At 38.6% G+C, this 15,783-nt stretch carries 14 protein-coding genes; 7 read left to right on the forward strand and 7 right to left on the reverse strand.

Annotation, left to right across the window (positions count from 1 at the left end; translation table 11 throughout):
• Positions 1-45 precede the first annotated feature (45 nt).
• Positions 46-459 (reverse strand): helix-turn-helix domain-containing protein, encoded by a 414-nt coding sequence (locus PJIAN_RS05530; protein ID WP_068702920.1) that lies wholly within the window; start codon positions 457-459, stop codon positions 46-48.
• A gap of 368 nt (positions 460-827) precedes the next feature.
• On the opposite strand from PJIAN_RS05530, the gene PJIAN_RS05535 reads away from it, so the two are divergent.
• From PJIAN_RS05535 to PJIAN_RS05570, 7 genes are all read left to right on the forward strand, one after another.
• Complete coding sequence (locus PJIAN_RS05535) at positions 828-1,634, forward strand: polysaccharide deacetylase family protein (protein WP_068702922.1); 807 nt, start codon at positions 828-830, stop codon at positions 1,632-1,634.
• An 18-nt stretch (positions 1,635-1,652) separates the two neighbouring features.
• Entirely contained in the window at positions 1,653-2,294 is a 642-nt protein-coding gene (locus tag PJIAN_RS05540) for a SanA/YdcF family protein (protein ID WP_068702923.1), read from the forward strand.
• A gap of 32 nt (positions 2,295-2,326) precedes the next feature.
• The gene (locus PJIAN_RS05545) at positions 2,327-3,625 is read left to right on the forward strand and encodes a tetratricopeptide repeat protein (protein WP_068702924.1); all 1,299 of its coding nucleotides are present in this window, start codon (positions 2,327-2,329) and stop codon (positions 3,623-3,625) included.
• A 121-nt stretch (positions 3,626-3,746) separates the two neighbouring features.
• Positions 3,747-4,367 carry an HAD family hydrolase gene (locus PJIAN_RS05550; protein WP_068702927.1) on the forward strand — a complete coding sequence of 207 codons (621 nt, stop codon included), beginning with the start codon at positions 3,747-3,749 and terminating at the stop codon, positions 4,365-4,367.
• A 161-nt stretch (positions 4,368-4,528) separates the two neighbouring features.
• Positions 4,529-5,575, forward strand: coding sequence for a hypothetical protein (locus tag PJIAN_RS05555; protein ID WP_068702928.1), 1,047 nt, complete (start codon positions 4,529-4,531; stop codon positions 5,573-5,575).
• A 105-nt stretch (positions 5,576-5,680) separates the two neighbouring features.
• Positions 5,681-6,319, forward strand: coding sequence for a site-2 protease family protein (locus PJIAN_RS05560; RefSeq protein WP_068702929.1), 639 nt, complete (start codon positions 5,681-5,683; stop codon positions 6,317-6,319).
• Between the two features lie 661 nt (positions 6,320-6,980).
• On the forward strand, positions 6,981-7,889 hold the full coding sequence (locus tag PJIAN_RS05570) for a CE1 family esterase (RefSeq protein WP_084252301.1): 909 nt from the start codon (positions 6,981-6,983) through the stop codon (positions 7,887-7,889).
• Positions 7,890-8,008: 119 nt separating this feature from the next.
• Here the strand turns inward: PJIAN_RS05570 and PJIAN_RS05575 are convergent, their stop codons facing one another.
• The 6 genes from PJIAN_RS05575 to PJIAN_RS05600 form a co-directional block, all read right to left on the reverse strand.
• Positions 8,009-8,494, reverse strand: a complete 486-nt coding sequence (locus tag PJIAN_RS05575) for a hypothetical protein (RefSeq protein WP_068702934.1) — start codon at positions 8,492-8,494, stop codon at positions 8,009-8,011.
• 516 nt (positions 8,495-9,010) lie between these two features.
• Positions 9,011-10,444, reverse strand: coding sequence for an FAD-dependent oxidoreductase (locus tag PJIAN_RS05580; RefSeq protein ID WP_068702936.1), 1,434 nt, complete (start codon positions 10,442-10,444; stop codon positions 9,011-9,013).
• A gap of 1 nt (position 10,445) precedes the next feature.
• Positions 10,446-11,117, reverse strand: coding sequence for a phosphoglycolate phosphatase (locus tag PJIAN_RS05585; protein WP_068702937.1), 672 nt, complete (start codon positions 11,115-11,117; stop codon positions 10,446-10,448).
• Between the two features lie 425 nt (positions 11,118-11,542).
• Positions 11,543-12,319, reverse strand: coding sequence for a TIR domain-containing protein (locus PJIAN_RS14980; RefSeq protein ID WP_201787343.1), 777 nt, complete (start codon positions 12,317-12,319; stop codon positions 11,543-11,545).
• Positions 12,320-12,552: 233 nt separating this feature from the next.
• Positions 12,553-14,457, reverse strand: coding sequence for an AIPR family protein (locus PJIAN_RS05595; RefSeq protein WP_068702940.1), 1,905 nt, complete (start codon positions 14,455-14,457; stop codon positions 12,553-12,555).
• A gap of 201 nt (positions 14,458-14,658) precedes the next feature.
• A complete protein-coding gene (locus PJIAN_RS05600; protein ID WP_068702941.1) occupies positions 14,659-15,783 on the reverse strand; it encodes an FRG domain-containing protein in 1,125 nt (374 codons plus the stop codon).

A 15,783-nucleotide genomic window follows, 5' to 3' on the forward strand; every position in this document is an offset into this window, starting at 1 on the left:
ATGCTTCTTTAAAGCATATTGTTTCGTGTCTGACGTATCTTTATCTCAGACTTCTTGCTCTTCAGGCGAGGGCTGATGCTCCATTATTTTTATCCCCGCTTTTATTTCGTTTATCTTCTTCTCCTTTATTTTTTTCTGGTATTGCGATGGAGTGCATCCGTAAAAAATTCGGAAATCTTTACTGAAATGAGATGCCGTGCTGTAACCTAACCGACTCCATAGCTCCTGTATTTCAATCGATTCGTCACTTTTAAGATAGGAGCACGCTTTCTCCATCCGCAGTCGTTTAATATAACGACGTGGTGTTTCTCCTGTTACTTTTTTGAAAATCCGGTGGAAGTGATATTCCGAAAACATTGCAATTGAAGCAACCTCTTTCAGTGACATATTTTTCCCGGGATTTTCTTTCAGGTACTCAATAGTTTTCTTTATACGCTCTAAATGATGGTCGCTATTCATTCGAGTTAAATGTTTGTGCAAAAATAGATTTAATAAATTTAGCAATGTGTTCAAATCTTGCTTTTTAGATATTTTAATTAAAAAAATGGTTTCCGTTTTTTCTATCGGACTGACTGCGGCTTGTTTAGTAAATTCACTATCAGGGATATTGTAAGATTGCAGAAAATACGATTCGTAAAAGAGATATGTTTTTTCATCTCTGTCTTTAATTTGGCGGTTTTAGTGTCCGGTTCTTCTTGTATATTTCGGGTTTTGTGTCATTCAAAAAGCTTGTAAGTTGTTTTAAGTTGTAAAAAGAAAGCTGTAAGTTTGTCTTCTTATTAGTAAATATGATGCTTGCATTTAATTGTTTATAACCTTTTTATCCTATGAACCGTAAAATCTTATTGGCCTTTATTATTTCAATTGTTATGTCTCAGTTTTCGAATGCTCAGCAAAATGAACTTTGGAACGGCAAGAAATGTGCTGTAGTGCTTACATATGACGATGCAATTGATGTTGATCTCGACAATGCCATACCTGCCCTTGATTCGGTAGGTCTTAAAGGTACTTTTTATATTATCGGACAGTCGCCGGTGGTGGCAAAACGAATGAACGAATGGAGAGCAGCTGCGCAACGTGGACACGAGCTCGGCAACCATACGCTTACTCATCCCTGCGACGCGACTCTACCGGGGCGTAGCTGGCTCACACCCGAAGACGATCTTAGCCGCTTTTCGGTAAAACGGGCACAAAACGAAATCAGAATTACAAGCACCCTTCTACAGGCAATCGACGGCAAAACCGAGCGCTCTTTTGCTTATCCATGTGGAGATCGTACCATTGGCGGCGTCGATTTTTATAAACCGCTTGAAAAAGAATTTACCGGAGCCCGCGGTGTTACGCCGGGTTTACAGCACAGCAACGAAGTCGATCTCAATGATATTCGTTGTTATATGATTAACGGAGAGGGAGGCGATTATATGACAGGTCTTGTGAAGCAGGCCTTGGAATCGCATACGTTACTGGTTTTTCTGTTTCACGGCGTAGGTGGCGGACATAACATCAATGTTTCGCTTGAGGCGCACAGCAAGTTGCTCCATTTCCTGAAAGCGCATGAAAATGAAATCTGGATTGCTCCGATGGTGGATATGGCCAGGTATATCCGCGAGAAGCAGCAGTCGGCAAAAAAATAATTGCCAATTGTTTTTTCTATGAGGCTAAAAACTTGGATGATACTTTGCCTGTCAGGTGTTGTTCTGATGTTGGTGATAATTTCGTTTGCGAACTATCGTGTTGAAAGTTCGACTAATTGTGATGTGTTTAGCAATATAGCTCAGTTGCCTGCAAATAAAGTGGGATTGCTGTTAGGTACATCCAAATTTATTCATGGAGGCCGCCCAAACCTCTATTTCTACAATCGCATTGAGGCTACGGTGCAGCTCTTTAAGGCGGGGAAGATCGAAGTGGTTGTAATCAGCGGGGATAATGGAAGAAGTGGTTATAATGAACCTCAAGATATGAAGGCTGCATTAGTAAAAGCCGGAATATCGCCGGAAAAAATCTATCTCGATTATGCCGGATTTCGTACTTATGATTCCGTCTATAGGATGAAAGCCATTTTCGGACAGACAAAATTTACCGTTATTTCTCAGGAATTTCATAACCGAAGAGCTGTTTTTATTGCAAAGGCATTGAAACTGGATGTGGTCGGCTTTAATGCCAGAGATGTGGATGCCTATAACGGATTCAAAACCAGATTGCGGGAGCGCTTTGCCCGGGTGAAAATTTTATTGGACGTGTTTTTTCAGTTCAAACCCAGGTTTTTGGGCGAACGTATTTTAATCAGTCAATAATTAGTTATCGAGCTGAAATAAAATGATAAACTATGAAATCATTTCCCTGTGCTTTCAGAATTATACTGTTAATTCTGGTTGTTGGTGTTTCTGTTGTGGCTAAACCAATGTCGTCAATTGACTCCATCCGTTGGCTGATGCAACAGTCGCGGTTTGATGAAACGATCAGGATTACTCAACGGCTGCAGCAGGCGAATCAGGCGACAGCCGAAACTTTTTATCAGGAAGGACTTGCCCTGAAAAATATCTACAGGTTTGCCCGGGCTATTCGTTCATTCCAAAAGTCGTATGAGATAGATACGCTTCGGTCTGAAATCCTTTCCGAACTAGGGAGTTGCTATAAATCGTTGAACGATTACGGGAAAGCTCTCGGTTGTTATGAGAAGGCTTTGCTCAAAACGCCCTTGTCTTCGGGGGTGATGGCCGATGCTGCCAATGCGTATATGATGGCCGAAAAATATGAACGAGCGTTGGAACTCTATCGGAGTCTATATAAGAATGAACCACTAAACGTTTATTTTCTCCGCAACATTGCACGTTGTTACGACTACATGGGCCGAGAAGATTCGGCCATCGTTTCTTATGATAAATGTTTGTATCCGATTAATGGCGATTATCAGTCGACGTACCGGCTCTGCACTCTTTGGCTGAAGAAGAAAGCTTACGATCAGGCTTTGTCGCTGACAAATCAATATATACGTCAAGATTCTACCAATGCCCGTATCAACAGCCTCAATGCCTATCTTTATATGATGAAGCATTTTTATGCAGAGGCAAAGTGTTTGTTTCTGAAATGTTACCGGAATCACGATGAATCGAAGTTTACCCTCAAATACCTCGGAATCACTTCTTTCAAACTAAACGATATGGAGAGTGCTAAAACCTATCTGGAAAAAGCGTACCAGATCGACTCTACCGATTATGAAGTGACCAATTTTCTGGGTATCGCCTGCTCTTCGTCGGCTTATAAACGCCTGGGTATTTTTTACCTCAATAAAACGCTTCAGTTAATCACGCCCGATTCTGTTTATCTGGGAAATATCTATGGTAATCTTGGTAAGGCTTACGATGCATACAGCAATGCTCCCTGCGAAAAGTCGCTGGAAGCGTACCTTAGAGCAATGGAGTTGAATCCGGCCGACACGCTTTCAGTGTATTTGGTTGCCAATAAGTATGATAATTGTCTGAAAAATAAAACTATGGCGGTGAAGTATTACCGGCGGTTTGTCGATATGTTTCCGGCCCGGAAAAAGAGTGAACCGGCAGAGCCCAACGTGATCTCTCTTTACAATACGGCTCTACGTCGTCTGAAAGAACTGACGCAAAAATGATGTCTGTCTCCATTGAAAAGTATCGATACTAGCAACTGATTGGATTTGCGTTTCGGTTGTTGGATAAAATCTGCTAAATTAGCAGTATCGAATGTTTTATCCTATTAGACAGTAAATGAGAATGAATACAATAGTTTTTGATATAGACGGTACTCTGATCGATACCGAACAGGCAGTGTTGTGTGGTTTACAGAGTCTGTTGAAGACCGATTACGGCAAAGAATATTCATTGAAGGATCTGGAATTTGCTTTCGGGTTGCCGGGCTCCGATTCTTTACCGATGTTCGGTATTGAGGATGTGCAACATGCCAACCTGCGATGGAACTTCTTTTTTCAGCAATTTTTTCATACGGCAAAGGTTTTCGACGGCATCCGCGAAATGTTGGTGTCTCTGAAGAAAATGAACCTGCAAACCGGCATCGTTACCTCCAAAACGCAAAACGAGTTTAAGCACGAGTTCGCTCCTTTCGGACTGGCGGATCTTTTCGATTATGTGGTTTGTTCCGATCAAACCGAAAAGCACAAGCCAGATTCCGAACCGATGCAGAAGTTTCTGGAAGTATCAGGTGCAGCAGCCGCACAAACCATCTACATCGGCGATACGGTATACGACTGCCAGTGTGCTCACGGAGCCGGAGTGAAATTTGGACTGGCGGGGTGGGGCAGTCGCCACCCGGAACGAATCGCTCCCGACGTGACATTTCGGGTGCCGGCTGATATTGTTGAGTGGGTGAGAGTCTGAAAATATCTTCGGTTTGCAATGGATGGCAGTTGAAATTCACGTTGTGTTATCGTTGTTAATATTTAAAGAACCGTTTCTGATTGCTAAGCCTGCACAAGAGAAAAGAATCAGATGTCAAAACCAAACAGACTTTATTCGCGAATAGACATAAATGGATATTTATGAATTCATTATTTAGAACTATTAGTATTGTTTTTTTATTAATTGGATTGGCTAATTGCAAAGGGAGTGAAGATGAACCTAAAACTAATATAGCTGATTCTGGTATTTATGTTTTAGTGAACAATCCAATAGTATCAGTAAGCAATCCTGCAATATTAGAAGGAGCTGTAAAGTTATGGCATAATAATGCACTTACTAATATATCAGCATCAGGAGCGGATTACTATCTTGCTTCGGGTCTGTTTGTAGATGGTAATGACACCTATATTGTCGGATATAATGCAAGTACAGGGATGGCTGTATATTGGAAAAATAAGACGCTGGTCACTTTGTCAACTTTAGGTAATTCTAAGGGATTGGCAATATGTGTATCGAATGGGGATGTCTATGTTGCAGGAAATACTTCATATGGAGGCAAAACCTATGCCAGATATTGGAAAAACGGAGTAATTACTAATCTTACAACCGGGAAATATGTTGCAGCCGCAACTTCTATTATTGTGTCGAATAATGATATTTATGTTGCAGGCTATGAATATAACAGTTCGACTATAAATATTGCCAAATATTGGAAAAATGGAGCGGAATTTAGTCTTACAGATGGAACTTATTCGGCAAAGGTAGAAGCAATGGCACTGTCTGGAACAGATCTTTATATTGCGGGTTATGAACGTAACAGTTCGGGGAGTAAGGTTGCTAAATATTGGAAAAACGGGAATGCGGTTTCATTAAGCAACGGGAATTATGATGCTGAGATTAGTTCAATATTTATTGATGGAAACGATGTGTATATGGCCGGGTACGAGGGAACCCAATATACTCCGAGGATTGCCAAATATTGGAAAAATGGGATTGGTACAACTGTAACCAATAGTAGAAATTTATCAGAAGCTCTTTCAATCATTGTAAAGAACAGTGATGTTTACATTGCAGGTGAGGAACATAATGGAACAGCTTCAGTTGCCAAATACTGGAAAAATGGAACGGAAATCATCTTAGCTTCAGGAGGAGCAGATGCAGTTGCTCAGACTATATTTGTAAAGTGACAATATTTATCTTGACGTTGTGACAGAATCAACACGTCCGAGAATCGTTGAATATATGTAGCCTCAAACGACAGAGGAATGAATGAAATGAAACAGAATTAATTCATGGAACTATCCGAAACGGTTAAGATTATTCCGGCAGCCATTATTGGCCTGACCATACACGAGTTTGCCCATGCCTACACGGCCTATCGACTGGGCGACAGCACGGCCAAAGACGACGGACGTATATCACTCAACCCGTTGCGACATATCGACTGGATGGGTTTCTTTCTGATCATCTTTGCCGGTTTCGGGTGGGCCAAACCGGTCAGTTTCAATCCCGACAACCTGAAACACAAGCACCGCGACGAGATTCTGATCTCCATTGCCGGACCGCTTTCCAATTTCTTGCTGGCTCTGTTGCTTCTGATCGTGGCACGGATACTCTTTGTCTATCCCTATTTCAATGCCACCGAGACGGGGATTGCCGTTATCAACCTGATAGTTCTTTCGGGAATCATCAATTTCGGCTTGTTCGTGTTCAACCTTATTCCTTTGCCTCCGCTCGACGGTTCGCACGTGTATCTTACCTTCCTTAAAGACATCAATCCGACATTGATGATGAACCTCTATAAATGGGGAACGGCGGCGTTGCTGGGTATTATCCTGCTTGAAAACTATGCGCATCTCAATATATTGCACCTGTCGCAGATTATAAACCATATAACGGTGTTCTTTCTCAGGTTGCTGGATTTTCAGTAGCTGAAACAAGAACCTGATAAAAATCAGGATGGAACGCAAATTGCGCAAATAATCGCAAATTAAAATACCATCATAATTAGTTTCGACCGAAAAGCGAGGCACTTTACAATGTCCGTATAACGTGCATGAATTACGCATTTAAGAATTTGGCAAAGAAACGATACTGAATTTGTCAAGAATGCTACGTCAGATTCGGAGCGGCCTTGTCCGGAGAGCCAAAAAACAAGAGAGGCAAGCGTAAAATTGTCCATTGTTTGAAGCTCCTGACGAAAGGAAGGGGCAAGTTTGGACAATTTAGCTTGACGAACGCCGGTTTTTTGAGCGAAGCGGGCATAGCCTTGACCTTTTTGCTTCCTTTTTGTTTCAAGACAAAAAGGAAGTCGGGGTTACAGGGGCGGAAGCCCCTTATATAACGTGGTTTTGGCTTTTGCTCAGGCAGAAAAATATGTTCCTTCGCCCTGCCGAGAATAGAAGATGCCGTACCGTACAAAAGCTCACATCAATTCCTCCACGGTTATAAAATCGTCGGCTGGTAGGAATAAGCAGCTAAACTAGTTTCCAAGCCAAACAAAGGTGATGGTCTAAACGTAAGAACAAACGTCAGTTGTCTGACGCATACATAGTAATAATAAATAATCAGGAATCATTTAAAATCATGAACATGAGAAAAACACTTGTTATCTTTATCCTTTTAGCTTCAATTTTTTCGTGCGAAGCACAACCAGGTATTTCAGTCGAAGTGGCCCGTTCCTTGAACAATGCTCCAACCCCCAGCGCCGGCTACGGTAAAGACCTTGGAGATTTTAAGAGCGGGATTTACACTATCACCAGTGCCGGACTTGAGCGCCAGTATACCATTGATATCCCCAAAAACTACGACAAAAACAAAACATACCGTTTGATTTTTACCATGCACATGATGGGCGGAAGTATGAAAACAATGGTTGATAATAACTATTATGGTCTTAAAACCTATGCCGAAAAAGATAACGTTCCTGTTATTTTCGTTGCACCTCAGGGATATACCGATCAAACACCCTGGCGTACACGTGATGACAAAGATCATATCTTCTTTGCCGATATGCTTAAATTGTTTAAGGATAAACTGAGCATCGACACCTCCCGTATCTTTTGCTGCGGCTTTAGCTTTGGCGCTATGTTTACCTACTCGTTATCATTAGAATTTCAGAGCGATCTTCGTGCTGTGGCTTGTTATGCTCCGGCCAACTGGAACATTTATCTTCCTGAAAACAAACACAAACCTCTGGCTTACTTTAGCACAACAGGTACTCAGGACGGTCTTTGTAAATATGTCAACTCTGATGAAAAAAGAGAGGGTGGTAAATATTGTGTATTGACTCATGCCGAAGATAACGGATTAAAACAATTGCCGGAATTACCGTTAGCCACTACTCCGACTCATGTCACCACTGAACTTAAAGGACTTCCTGCCGAATATCCGGTGATGTTTGGTTCATTCGTGGGTGGACATACCGATAATGCTAAAGATCCCGGTTCTGAGGTCAACTGGATCGCCAAAGAAACCTGGAATTTCTTTATGCGTTTCTAAACCTCAGTAGCTGGTAGATTAAAAAAACGGCAAAGGCGGTTTCCCGATAATCGGAGAACCGCCTTTGTTATTTTTTCACTTTCAAGACCGCAATGTAATGTGCGCTTTTGTCTGGGTTACTACTTGTAATTAATGTTGTGATTGTCGCAGTATGAAACGTATTTTGCAAGAATTTCATTCCAACGTTTCAATGTAAATCTGCAAATAACTTTATGTTCTCTATCGTAAACCAGTGTGTTTTTATATCCAAAGTAAGTTGAGATTTTTACTTGAACATTACAAATGTATGTCACAATATTATCCTCATTTTTGTATTTCTCCGAAAACGCGACAATACTACTTAAAAACTGATATACATCTTTTGAATTTCCTTTAAAATATTCGACTTCATAACTTCCGTCATCTCTGCTGTCAAAGTAATTCTGGTATCCCCATAGTGAAAATATGTCAGTTTTAGCTTGTTTCTCGTTCTCAATGACTTTCCAATGAGATAGATATGTTTTGTCTGAAGAATTGTCAGAAAATACAGTTTCAAGTTTATAAGTTTGTGAAAATAAGTTTGCAGAGACAATGCAAACAAGCGCTATTGAAGTTATCTTTTTCATTTGGTATAGGGTTTTGAAGTTCGGGATATAAAATTATCACCATCTGTCGCACTATTGTTTCGTTTGGCCATTCCATGCCTTCCCGGTTTTGCCGACCGGCTGTTACTATTTTGTTTTAACCTTGTCATTTTTTGCTCCCGCACGAAAAGAATTCAATTCATTTCGCGCGGGAGCGGTATTCAATTAAGAATTTTGCAAAAGCAAGGCGCTAAATTTGTAAAGAATGCTACGTCAGATTAGGATCGGCCTTGTCAGGTGAGCCAAAAAACAAGAGAGGCAAGCGTAAAATTGTCCATTGTTTGAAGCATCTGACGAAAGGAAGGTGCTAGTTTGGACAATTTAGCTTGACGAACGCCGGTTTTTTGAGCGAAGCGGACATAGCCTTGACTTTTTTGCTTTCTTTTTGCGTCAAGTGGAACATCCCGACCGCAGCCTCGGGGACAAAAAGAAAGTCAGGGTTACAGGGGCGGAAGCCCCTTATTTAATTCTTAAATGCATAATCCCTGCGTATTGTATTTATTCCCTTTTGATAAGTAGTCGCGAAAGCGAGCCTGGATATCCGCGTTGGCTGGCTAGTTCACTAGCCAGATTATCAATCTCGGTTTTTGAGATGCTGTCAAGCAGTGCATTTTGTTTTGCATTCGATTGAAATGCCGGAATAATGTTTTCTTCCTGCATTTTCTGAATGATTTGCATGGCTACCGTTAAGGCCGAAGACGCTTTTACAATCTCAGAACGTGCATACGATTCACATGGGAAACACACTTCACCTACTCTTCGGTTGGGGTCATCTCCGGGTATTTGCTGTGCTCCGTGTAGGGGCGGTCCACCTACAGTAGCCGATTTGAATGACGGTACATATTGAGAGGTATACCGGATGGCCGATTGGGTTCTTTCGTCGATTTCCTTTTGATTCCATTTACGGGCAAGTTTCTGTTGGATGGCCGGGTCAAATTCGGCTGGTGATACATCTTCTTTTGATTGTATCAATCCATTGTCAAACAAGGTGATATCCTTGGTCATGCCGTGAATTTGATAATAGTCATTATTGTAGGGTGTTAGCTGTGCCATGCCGTGCGTACTGCCACGCTCTCCGTGAAAAATCATTTCAGGAATTAAGCCCGGAATGCTATGCCACTTGGATATATATGCCGCTTTGTATTCAATCAGTCGGTTAGCGTTTAGCTGTAGGTATTCATCTACATTCGCAGTGTTATAGCCGGACGAATTGACTAAATACTTCACTTTGTAGACGGCATCCTTTGTGCTTATTTCCCAGTTATAATCTAAATTCTGACCGCGTACATCCCTGATGTTTGTGACTTTCGTATTCGTTTGTAGCGTACATTCTTTGGCTTTAGTCAGAGCTAACTGCGCTTGAGCGGCTACCCGAAACAGGTTCCAGCCATATTCCTCTACTAAGAATACCGGCATTTTTAATTTCTCGTAATCGATGTATTTAATAGCGTTAGCCATCCATTCATCATGCGATTTGGGCCGCTTTACAGTAGCTTGTTTGGCTAATGAAACCAAATCTTCGTGCGTATAGACTTTGTAATAGTTGGCCGGATTGCCAAGTACTTCATTAGATGCATCTTCGTCCACTAACTCCTGATAGTAGTTTGCCAGAAGTTTGAGCTTATCCTCAATCGCATTTACATCCAAATTTTCTGATTTTGGAACGCTGATAAAGGTCGGTCTTTCGTCAATCGATTGCGGGAATAGTCTTGCCATTTCGATTGATTGACGCATGAGCTGTTTACATTGCTCAATAGATATGTCGGGGTAAAGATTTCCTCCTGCGTGTAAGTGGCAGAATGGAGGTCCATTCACAAGGCTTTCACCTTGTTCAAATAAAATATTGTCTATTCCGTATTGGGCGAGTTGCAAAGCAGTAACAGAACCTGATATTCCACCACCGATAATGCCCACATTGTATATCTTACTCATTTCAAAATATTTTTTGCAGGTCGGAAAAACTATCCAACACTACACTTGGTTTATAATCTGCGATATTCTCGTTGTAATTGTAGCCATAGGTCACACCCACGCTATTCATACCCGCATTTTGCGCCGCAAGAATATCATTTTTTGAATCACCCACCACGATGCTTTTTTCTGCAGTCGTATTCATCTCTTTCGCTAAATAAAGCAAAGGGGCGGCATGAGGTTTTTTCTCTGGCATTGAGTCTTCGCCAAGCCAGCGTTTAAAGTACGGTTTAATGGAAAGAAAATCGAGAATTGGTTCAATATAGTCAAACGGCTTATTCGAGCAGATCACCATCTTATAGCCTTTATTATCAAGGTAACGTAGCGTTTCTACTACTCCCGGATACGTGAATGTTTTCTGACACGATACCTCTTTATATGCCGCAAGATAAAACGCAAATGCTTCTGCTAAAAAATCACGCGTTGGTTCCTTGTCCTGCATGGCAAGTTGCAACGCTCTTTTTACCAACATAGAAGCTCCGTTTCCAACAAATGACGCAATGAGATCTATCTCTATGCCTGGTAAATTAAAATGGGTCAACATTTTATTGACAGCCGTTGCTAAGTCGGGAATGCTATTGATGAGTGTGCCATCAAAGTCGAATATAATAAGTTCTTTATCTTTAAAATCCATAGTGCTTAATTTTACTACAAAGATGTGGAAGTTTTGATGAAAAACTAAGCTATTGGAGGGAATTTTAAAAGAAAATGTATTCTATAGGCATCATTTTTGCAATTAAACACAGCGATGTCCATAGGGTAGTGGTGGTTTACTTTCGTTGATTGTGGCCGTTGGTTGCGGGAGTGGGGGACAGAATGCAAATTACGCAAATCAATACAACACCACTTGTTACAAGTTTGCCTGTTGTTTGCGTCCAAGCTACACTTCGTTAAGTTTGAACGAGAATATGCCATACTTGCGCCATCAGGCGTAGTAATTTACTCTTTTCATGTCTGTCTTTTTTTCTATCATGCCGCCTAACGGATAGCTAAGCGACGGTAAATCAATTGCAACGCATTGTTTTACTGTTGTTTAGGTGATGTTGTGGCTAGGAATTTTTATAAAATATCATTTACATTAATACTATATCCATTATTACTCAATTCTTTAGCTAAATCAAATTTCCACCTCCCATTATCACCATCATACGAAATATAAATAATACCGTGTATATCTGAAGGCAAATCAATTTTTTTACTAGAATCAACTAAAGCCACAACTCGATTTCGCCCAAGTTTTGCATAAAAAAAACCAAGTTCTAATACAACATTTTGCCTTGCCCTATAGTTTTGTTTATTGTTCGAATCAAAAACTATATCATCTGCTGAAAGTATAACAACAGCGAAGCCAACATTTGAATTAAAAAGAAATTTCTCGATAATCGTCATACCCATATTTGGCTGTTCGTGCAAAATAATTGGTTCTAATCCTAATTTATCAATTATACGTGCTACAGATTGTTTTATTTCATTATTATGTCCATGAACAACAAAAACCTTATGATTTTCTTCATAAACTAACTTATTCATCCTTTCAGAAATATCATTTGCTTGATTTGGCTTTGTTATAAATTCTTCTTTTTGGCTGCTTAATTCTATATCATCAATGATTATATCCAAAATTGAGATAAGTTTTTGTTGATTATCTTCAAAGAAAAATCCATTTTGATTTATTTTACTCAATCTAGTTGAATATTCATTTTCAGATCCAAATTTTTTATCGACAATCTTTATTACTCTTTCAATTGTGTAACGCAAGCTGTTTGAATCAAACTTTATATCTGGATCAAGTAAGTCATCTTTTATATCACTAAGTTTTTTCACATAAGTATCCATAATTACTTTTATTTAATTTAAAATTGTTCAATTGCGAAAAAATCAATTACCGGTTTTTATTCTTAGCCATAACGACCGAGGCTATGGGCATTTGGCGGTTTGCGGGAGCGTTCGCTGTCGCACAGCGACAAAGTGAATTGAAAATCAGCGAAGCTAATGCGGGAGCAAAACCTGCGAAATACACGTCAGCCAGCCAATGGACATAGGCGTGTGTTATGGGCAGTTTTTTAGATTTATTTTTCAATTGGCCTTGTCCTTCTGCCTGTTTTTACAAGTGTATGAACAGCTGAAAAAACAGACTGTACGGGACAATCTAATTTATAAGCAATTGAATAATATACCCTTTTTTTCCATGATTCTTTTGGTAATAACGCTTCTACTTTATCAATAAATTCAGCTGTCAAAGTTGGCTGATTATTAAAACCTGAATTATGTGCAATTCTATCATATCCCTTGATATTATCACTTATTTCTAACTTTTTGCATAATTCCAAAAAAACGCTCTTTTTAAGTTTCTGTTTACTGTTTTGAGCTGGAAATAAATCTTTTAAAAGTAGCCAACTATGCTCTAATTCTTCAAGGGTGAACCTAGTGAGGTCAAGTTTTATCAAATCATATAAATTAAAGTCAAAATTACCTAGTAGCTTACTAACTGTTATAAAACTAACATATTGACGTCTGAATTTAAGGAATTTCTCGCTTACATTATTTGAGTTTGGCCGTTTACTTTCAAGAAACTTATCAGTCGTTTTCATAATGTATGCAATTTGTGACCAAACTTGCAAATCAGTAAACTGAGAAAATACAGTATTATATGACATTTCATTTCTCATGAACTTTGACTTAAGGTTACTTGCTTGTTCTGGAGATTTTAGAATCAATGAAATGAAGCCACTAGCCATATACAGAGGAGTTACCATTTTATCCGCCTGAATACCTTGATTTTTGTAAAAATTTGCCCTCCTTTCGTAAAAGAAATCTTTCATTTTTAATGCTTCTTCAATATCTCTTTGGATTTTATCTGTTGCGTGTAAAGAATAGAGTTCAACTTTTGTTTGATTGTTAGTGGCACGGATTATTTCATCTCTATTTTCACTATTTTTCGAAACAATTACCTTTACAAGTACTGACCTATTATTTACGTCTAAACCACCTTCTGAAAAATATCTAAAAATCGATTCTGAAGTTTGTAAACCATTTACAATTTGAATATCTTGTATTTGAATTGATTGTCCTACGATACTTGCATCTGTTGCAAGTATCGTAACCCCATTATTTAACCACCAAAAGTCGGGAGAATTATCATTTAATAGAGTGTTTTTTATATCTTCATTGACACTATTAAGTCCCATGAAATCACGGACATTAGAGTCAAATAAATATCTCTTAAGCTTCCCATTATCAGATATAAAACTAAAATAATCATTAAGTTTGACTAATAGAATATATGTTTGACCCCTAGATAAATCATCTAAAAAAGGTAATTCAATAGAGAAATTTGGTTTTTTTCTATGAAGTTCAATCAATTCTGTTGAACCAAAAAATAAGAACTTTGAATTACAATTTCCGAAATAATCATTTGCCATTTGTTCTATTTGATTTGCACGAGCCCAAATAGAATCTCCAATTTCATCATAGTTACCTCTAGAGGCATAACAAAATCTAGTTTTAAATTCACTCAATCTTGGTGAAACCTTTTTGTATGCATGTTTGAAATTAGTTCGTTGCTCTAAAATAGTTTCGGAGTACTCACCTTTAAGTTGTGAATTTTCAATTGATAAGTCAAATAATTCTATAAGACTTGCTGCCAGATTATCAAGTGGTGATTGTCTAAAAGTGTCATGGTGTTTACATGTAATAATCCATACTTCTAAAATAGACCCAGACTTAGGCCAATTAAACCTATCTAAATCAGACAACAAATGTCCATTGACGAATATAAAGAAACCATCAATTCCTCCGTCCAACGCACCATCTACACTGCCCGATATTATTTCGTCTTGAGTTAAATCGTAATCTTTCAGAATTTGTTCAAATGAAAAATACTCAAAGACTTCATCTCTTTTATTTGAAGGTAGTTTTAATTCAATTCTTTCATCGATTATTCCATCAATGAGTATTTTGTCATTCTTTGCCATAATGAATTGTTACGAATATTTTATTACTAATAAATAAGCTGTGAGTTTTTTTAAAATTGCTCATAACGGTAAATTGTATGAGTAGTGGCAGATTGCGTGTTAATTTCCTGTCAAACCGCTATGCAGTTTGAGCGGGCTACAAAACTTGATATTTACCACATCGCCTGCCATTACTTATACAAAATGTTGTGCTTCGTTATTTTATTCAAATAAATAAATCTTATTCAAGGCTCTTCTTGCTTCACTTTCGTAGCAACCTCTATTTTTCATCTTTACAAAGTAGTTGAGTATTGGATCATATTCTTTTTTAGGGAATAAATCCTTTTCAAAGTCTTTAGGTAAACCATTTAAAAAATCTGGCTGCATTTTAAATCCGCACATTAGATAGCTACCTAATTGATTTTTTGCATAACCCCATCCAACATGTCCGAACCATGCATCTTGAGCATCAGGTCGACCTGATGGAAAAATTTTAGGGCGAACTCTGCTATAAGAAAAAACAGAATTTTCAGGACACCTAAAAACGTAGATTATTGAATTTTTAAAATCTTTTATCGGCTCTGTTTTTGTAATGCCCTCGTTATCAATAATCATCTTATTTAGAGCAAACCATGCTGCGACTTTTAGTGTTTTAGTCAAGTCAAGACCAATACTAGGCATACCATAATGTTGTGCAATTCCTAAGGCAAATCCGTTCATGTCAATTCCACCTTTAATTGCCATTATATCTTTCTGATATTCTTGGAATTCTAAGGGTGTTAGTTCTTCAGAGTAATCTATACCAATGTCATTTAATAATATTGCTGCTTGACTATGCCACATACTATGCATGAAGTTCTCATTGAAATTGCTTCTCAAATGACTTGGTAGGAACGATGGTTCTTTTATATCCTCACTGCCATAAAGATGACGCTTTTCATCTTTATCACGATCAATTGGATAATGACTATGTTGTCCTCTTAGTAGGATTTGATAATTTGGATTAGCTTTTTCCATTTCGCTTACTAAAGGTGATATTGAATCTAAGCTACTCACCTTAAAAATTGGAATTTTCCTATAAGGTACTCTAAACGTATCAACAATTTCATTACTTATGCCAGTTGGATAATAATTTAATTTTTCTCCAACTCCATATGGAGTTAAGTTATTATATAGCCATGAACTAAAAACACGACCATAATAATCATCAATTAATAAATCATCAGAGCTGATATCCTTGTTTGATTCATTTGGTAATGTTGCAAAACTTATTTCGTTTTGAATAGGGTAAATATTATAAAACCCAGTGTGTAATAATCTATAATCGTCTTTCTTTATCTTTTCCAT

It is taken from the genome of Paludibacter jiangxiensis (genome assembly GCF_001618385.1).
In the GTDB taxonomy this organism is placed as follows: domain Bacteria; phylum Bacteroidota; class Bacteroidia; order Bacteroidales; family Paludibacteraceae; genus Microbacter; species Microbacter jiangxiensis.

Bases quoted from the DNA above. Each gene is read 5' to 3' on its own strand.
- PJIAN_RS05530 (WP_068702920.1), bottom strand. From the start codon at position 459: ATGAATAGCGACCATCATTTAGAGCGTATAAAGAAAACTATTGAGTAC.
- PJIAN_RS05535 (WP_068702922.1), top strand. From the start codon at position 828: ATGAACCGTAAAATCTTATTGGCCTTTATTATTTCAATTGTTATGTCT.
- PJIAN_RS05540 (WP_068702923.1), top strand. From the start codon at position 1,653: ATGAGGCTAAAAACTTGGATGATACTTTGCCTGTCAGGTGTTGTTCTG.
- PJIAN_RS05545 (WP_068702924.1), top strand. From the start codon at position 2,327: ATGAAATCATTTCCCTGTGCTTTCAGAATTATACTGTTAATTCTGGTT.
- PJIAN_RS05550 (WP_068702927.1), top strand. From the start codon at position 3,747: ATGAATACAATAGTTTTTGATATAGACGGTACTCTGATCGATACCGAA.
- PJIAN_RS05555 (WP_068702928.1), top strand. From the start codon at position 4,529: ATGAATTCATTATTTAGAACTATTAGTATTGTTTTTTTATTAATTGGA.
- PJIAN_RS05560 (WP_068702929.1), top strand. From the start codon at position 5,681: ATGGAACTATCCGAAACGGTTAAGATTATTCCGGCAGCCATTATTGGC.
- PJIAN_RS05570 (WP_084252301.1), top strand. From the start codon at position 6,981: ATGAGAAAAACACTTGTTATCTTTATCCTTTTAGCTTCAATTTTTTCG.
- PJIAN_RS05575 (WP_068702934.1), bottom strand. From the start codon at position 8,494: ATGAAAAAGATAACTTCAATAGCGCTTGTTTGCATTGTCTCTGCAAAC.
- PJIAN_RS05580 (WP_068702936.1), bottom strand. From the start codon at position 10,444: ATGAGTAAGATATACAATGTGGGCATTATCGGTGGTGGAATATCAGGT.
- PJIAN_RS05585 (WP_068702937.1), bottom strand. From the start codon at position 11,117: ATGGATTTTAAAGATAAAGAACTTATTATATTCGACTTTGATGGCACA.
- PJIAN_RS14980 (WP_201787343.1), bottom strand. From the start codon at position 12,319: ATGGATACTTATGTGAAAAAACTTAGTGATATAAAAGATGACTTACTT.
- PJIAN_RS05595 (WP_068702940.1), bottom strand. From the start codon at position 14,457: ATGGCAAAGAATGACAAAATACTCATTGATGGAATAATCGATGAAAGA.
- PJIAN_RS05600 (WP_068702941.1), bottom strand. From the start codon at position 15,783: ATGGAAAAGATAAAGAAAGACGATTATAGATTATTACACACTGGGTTT.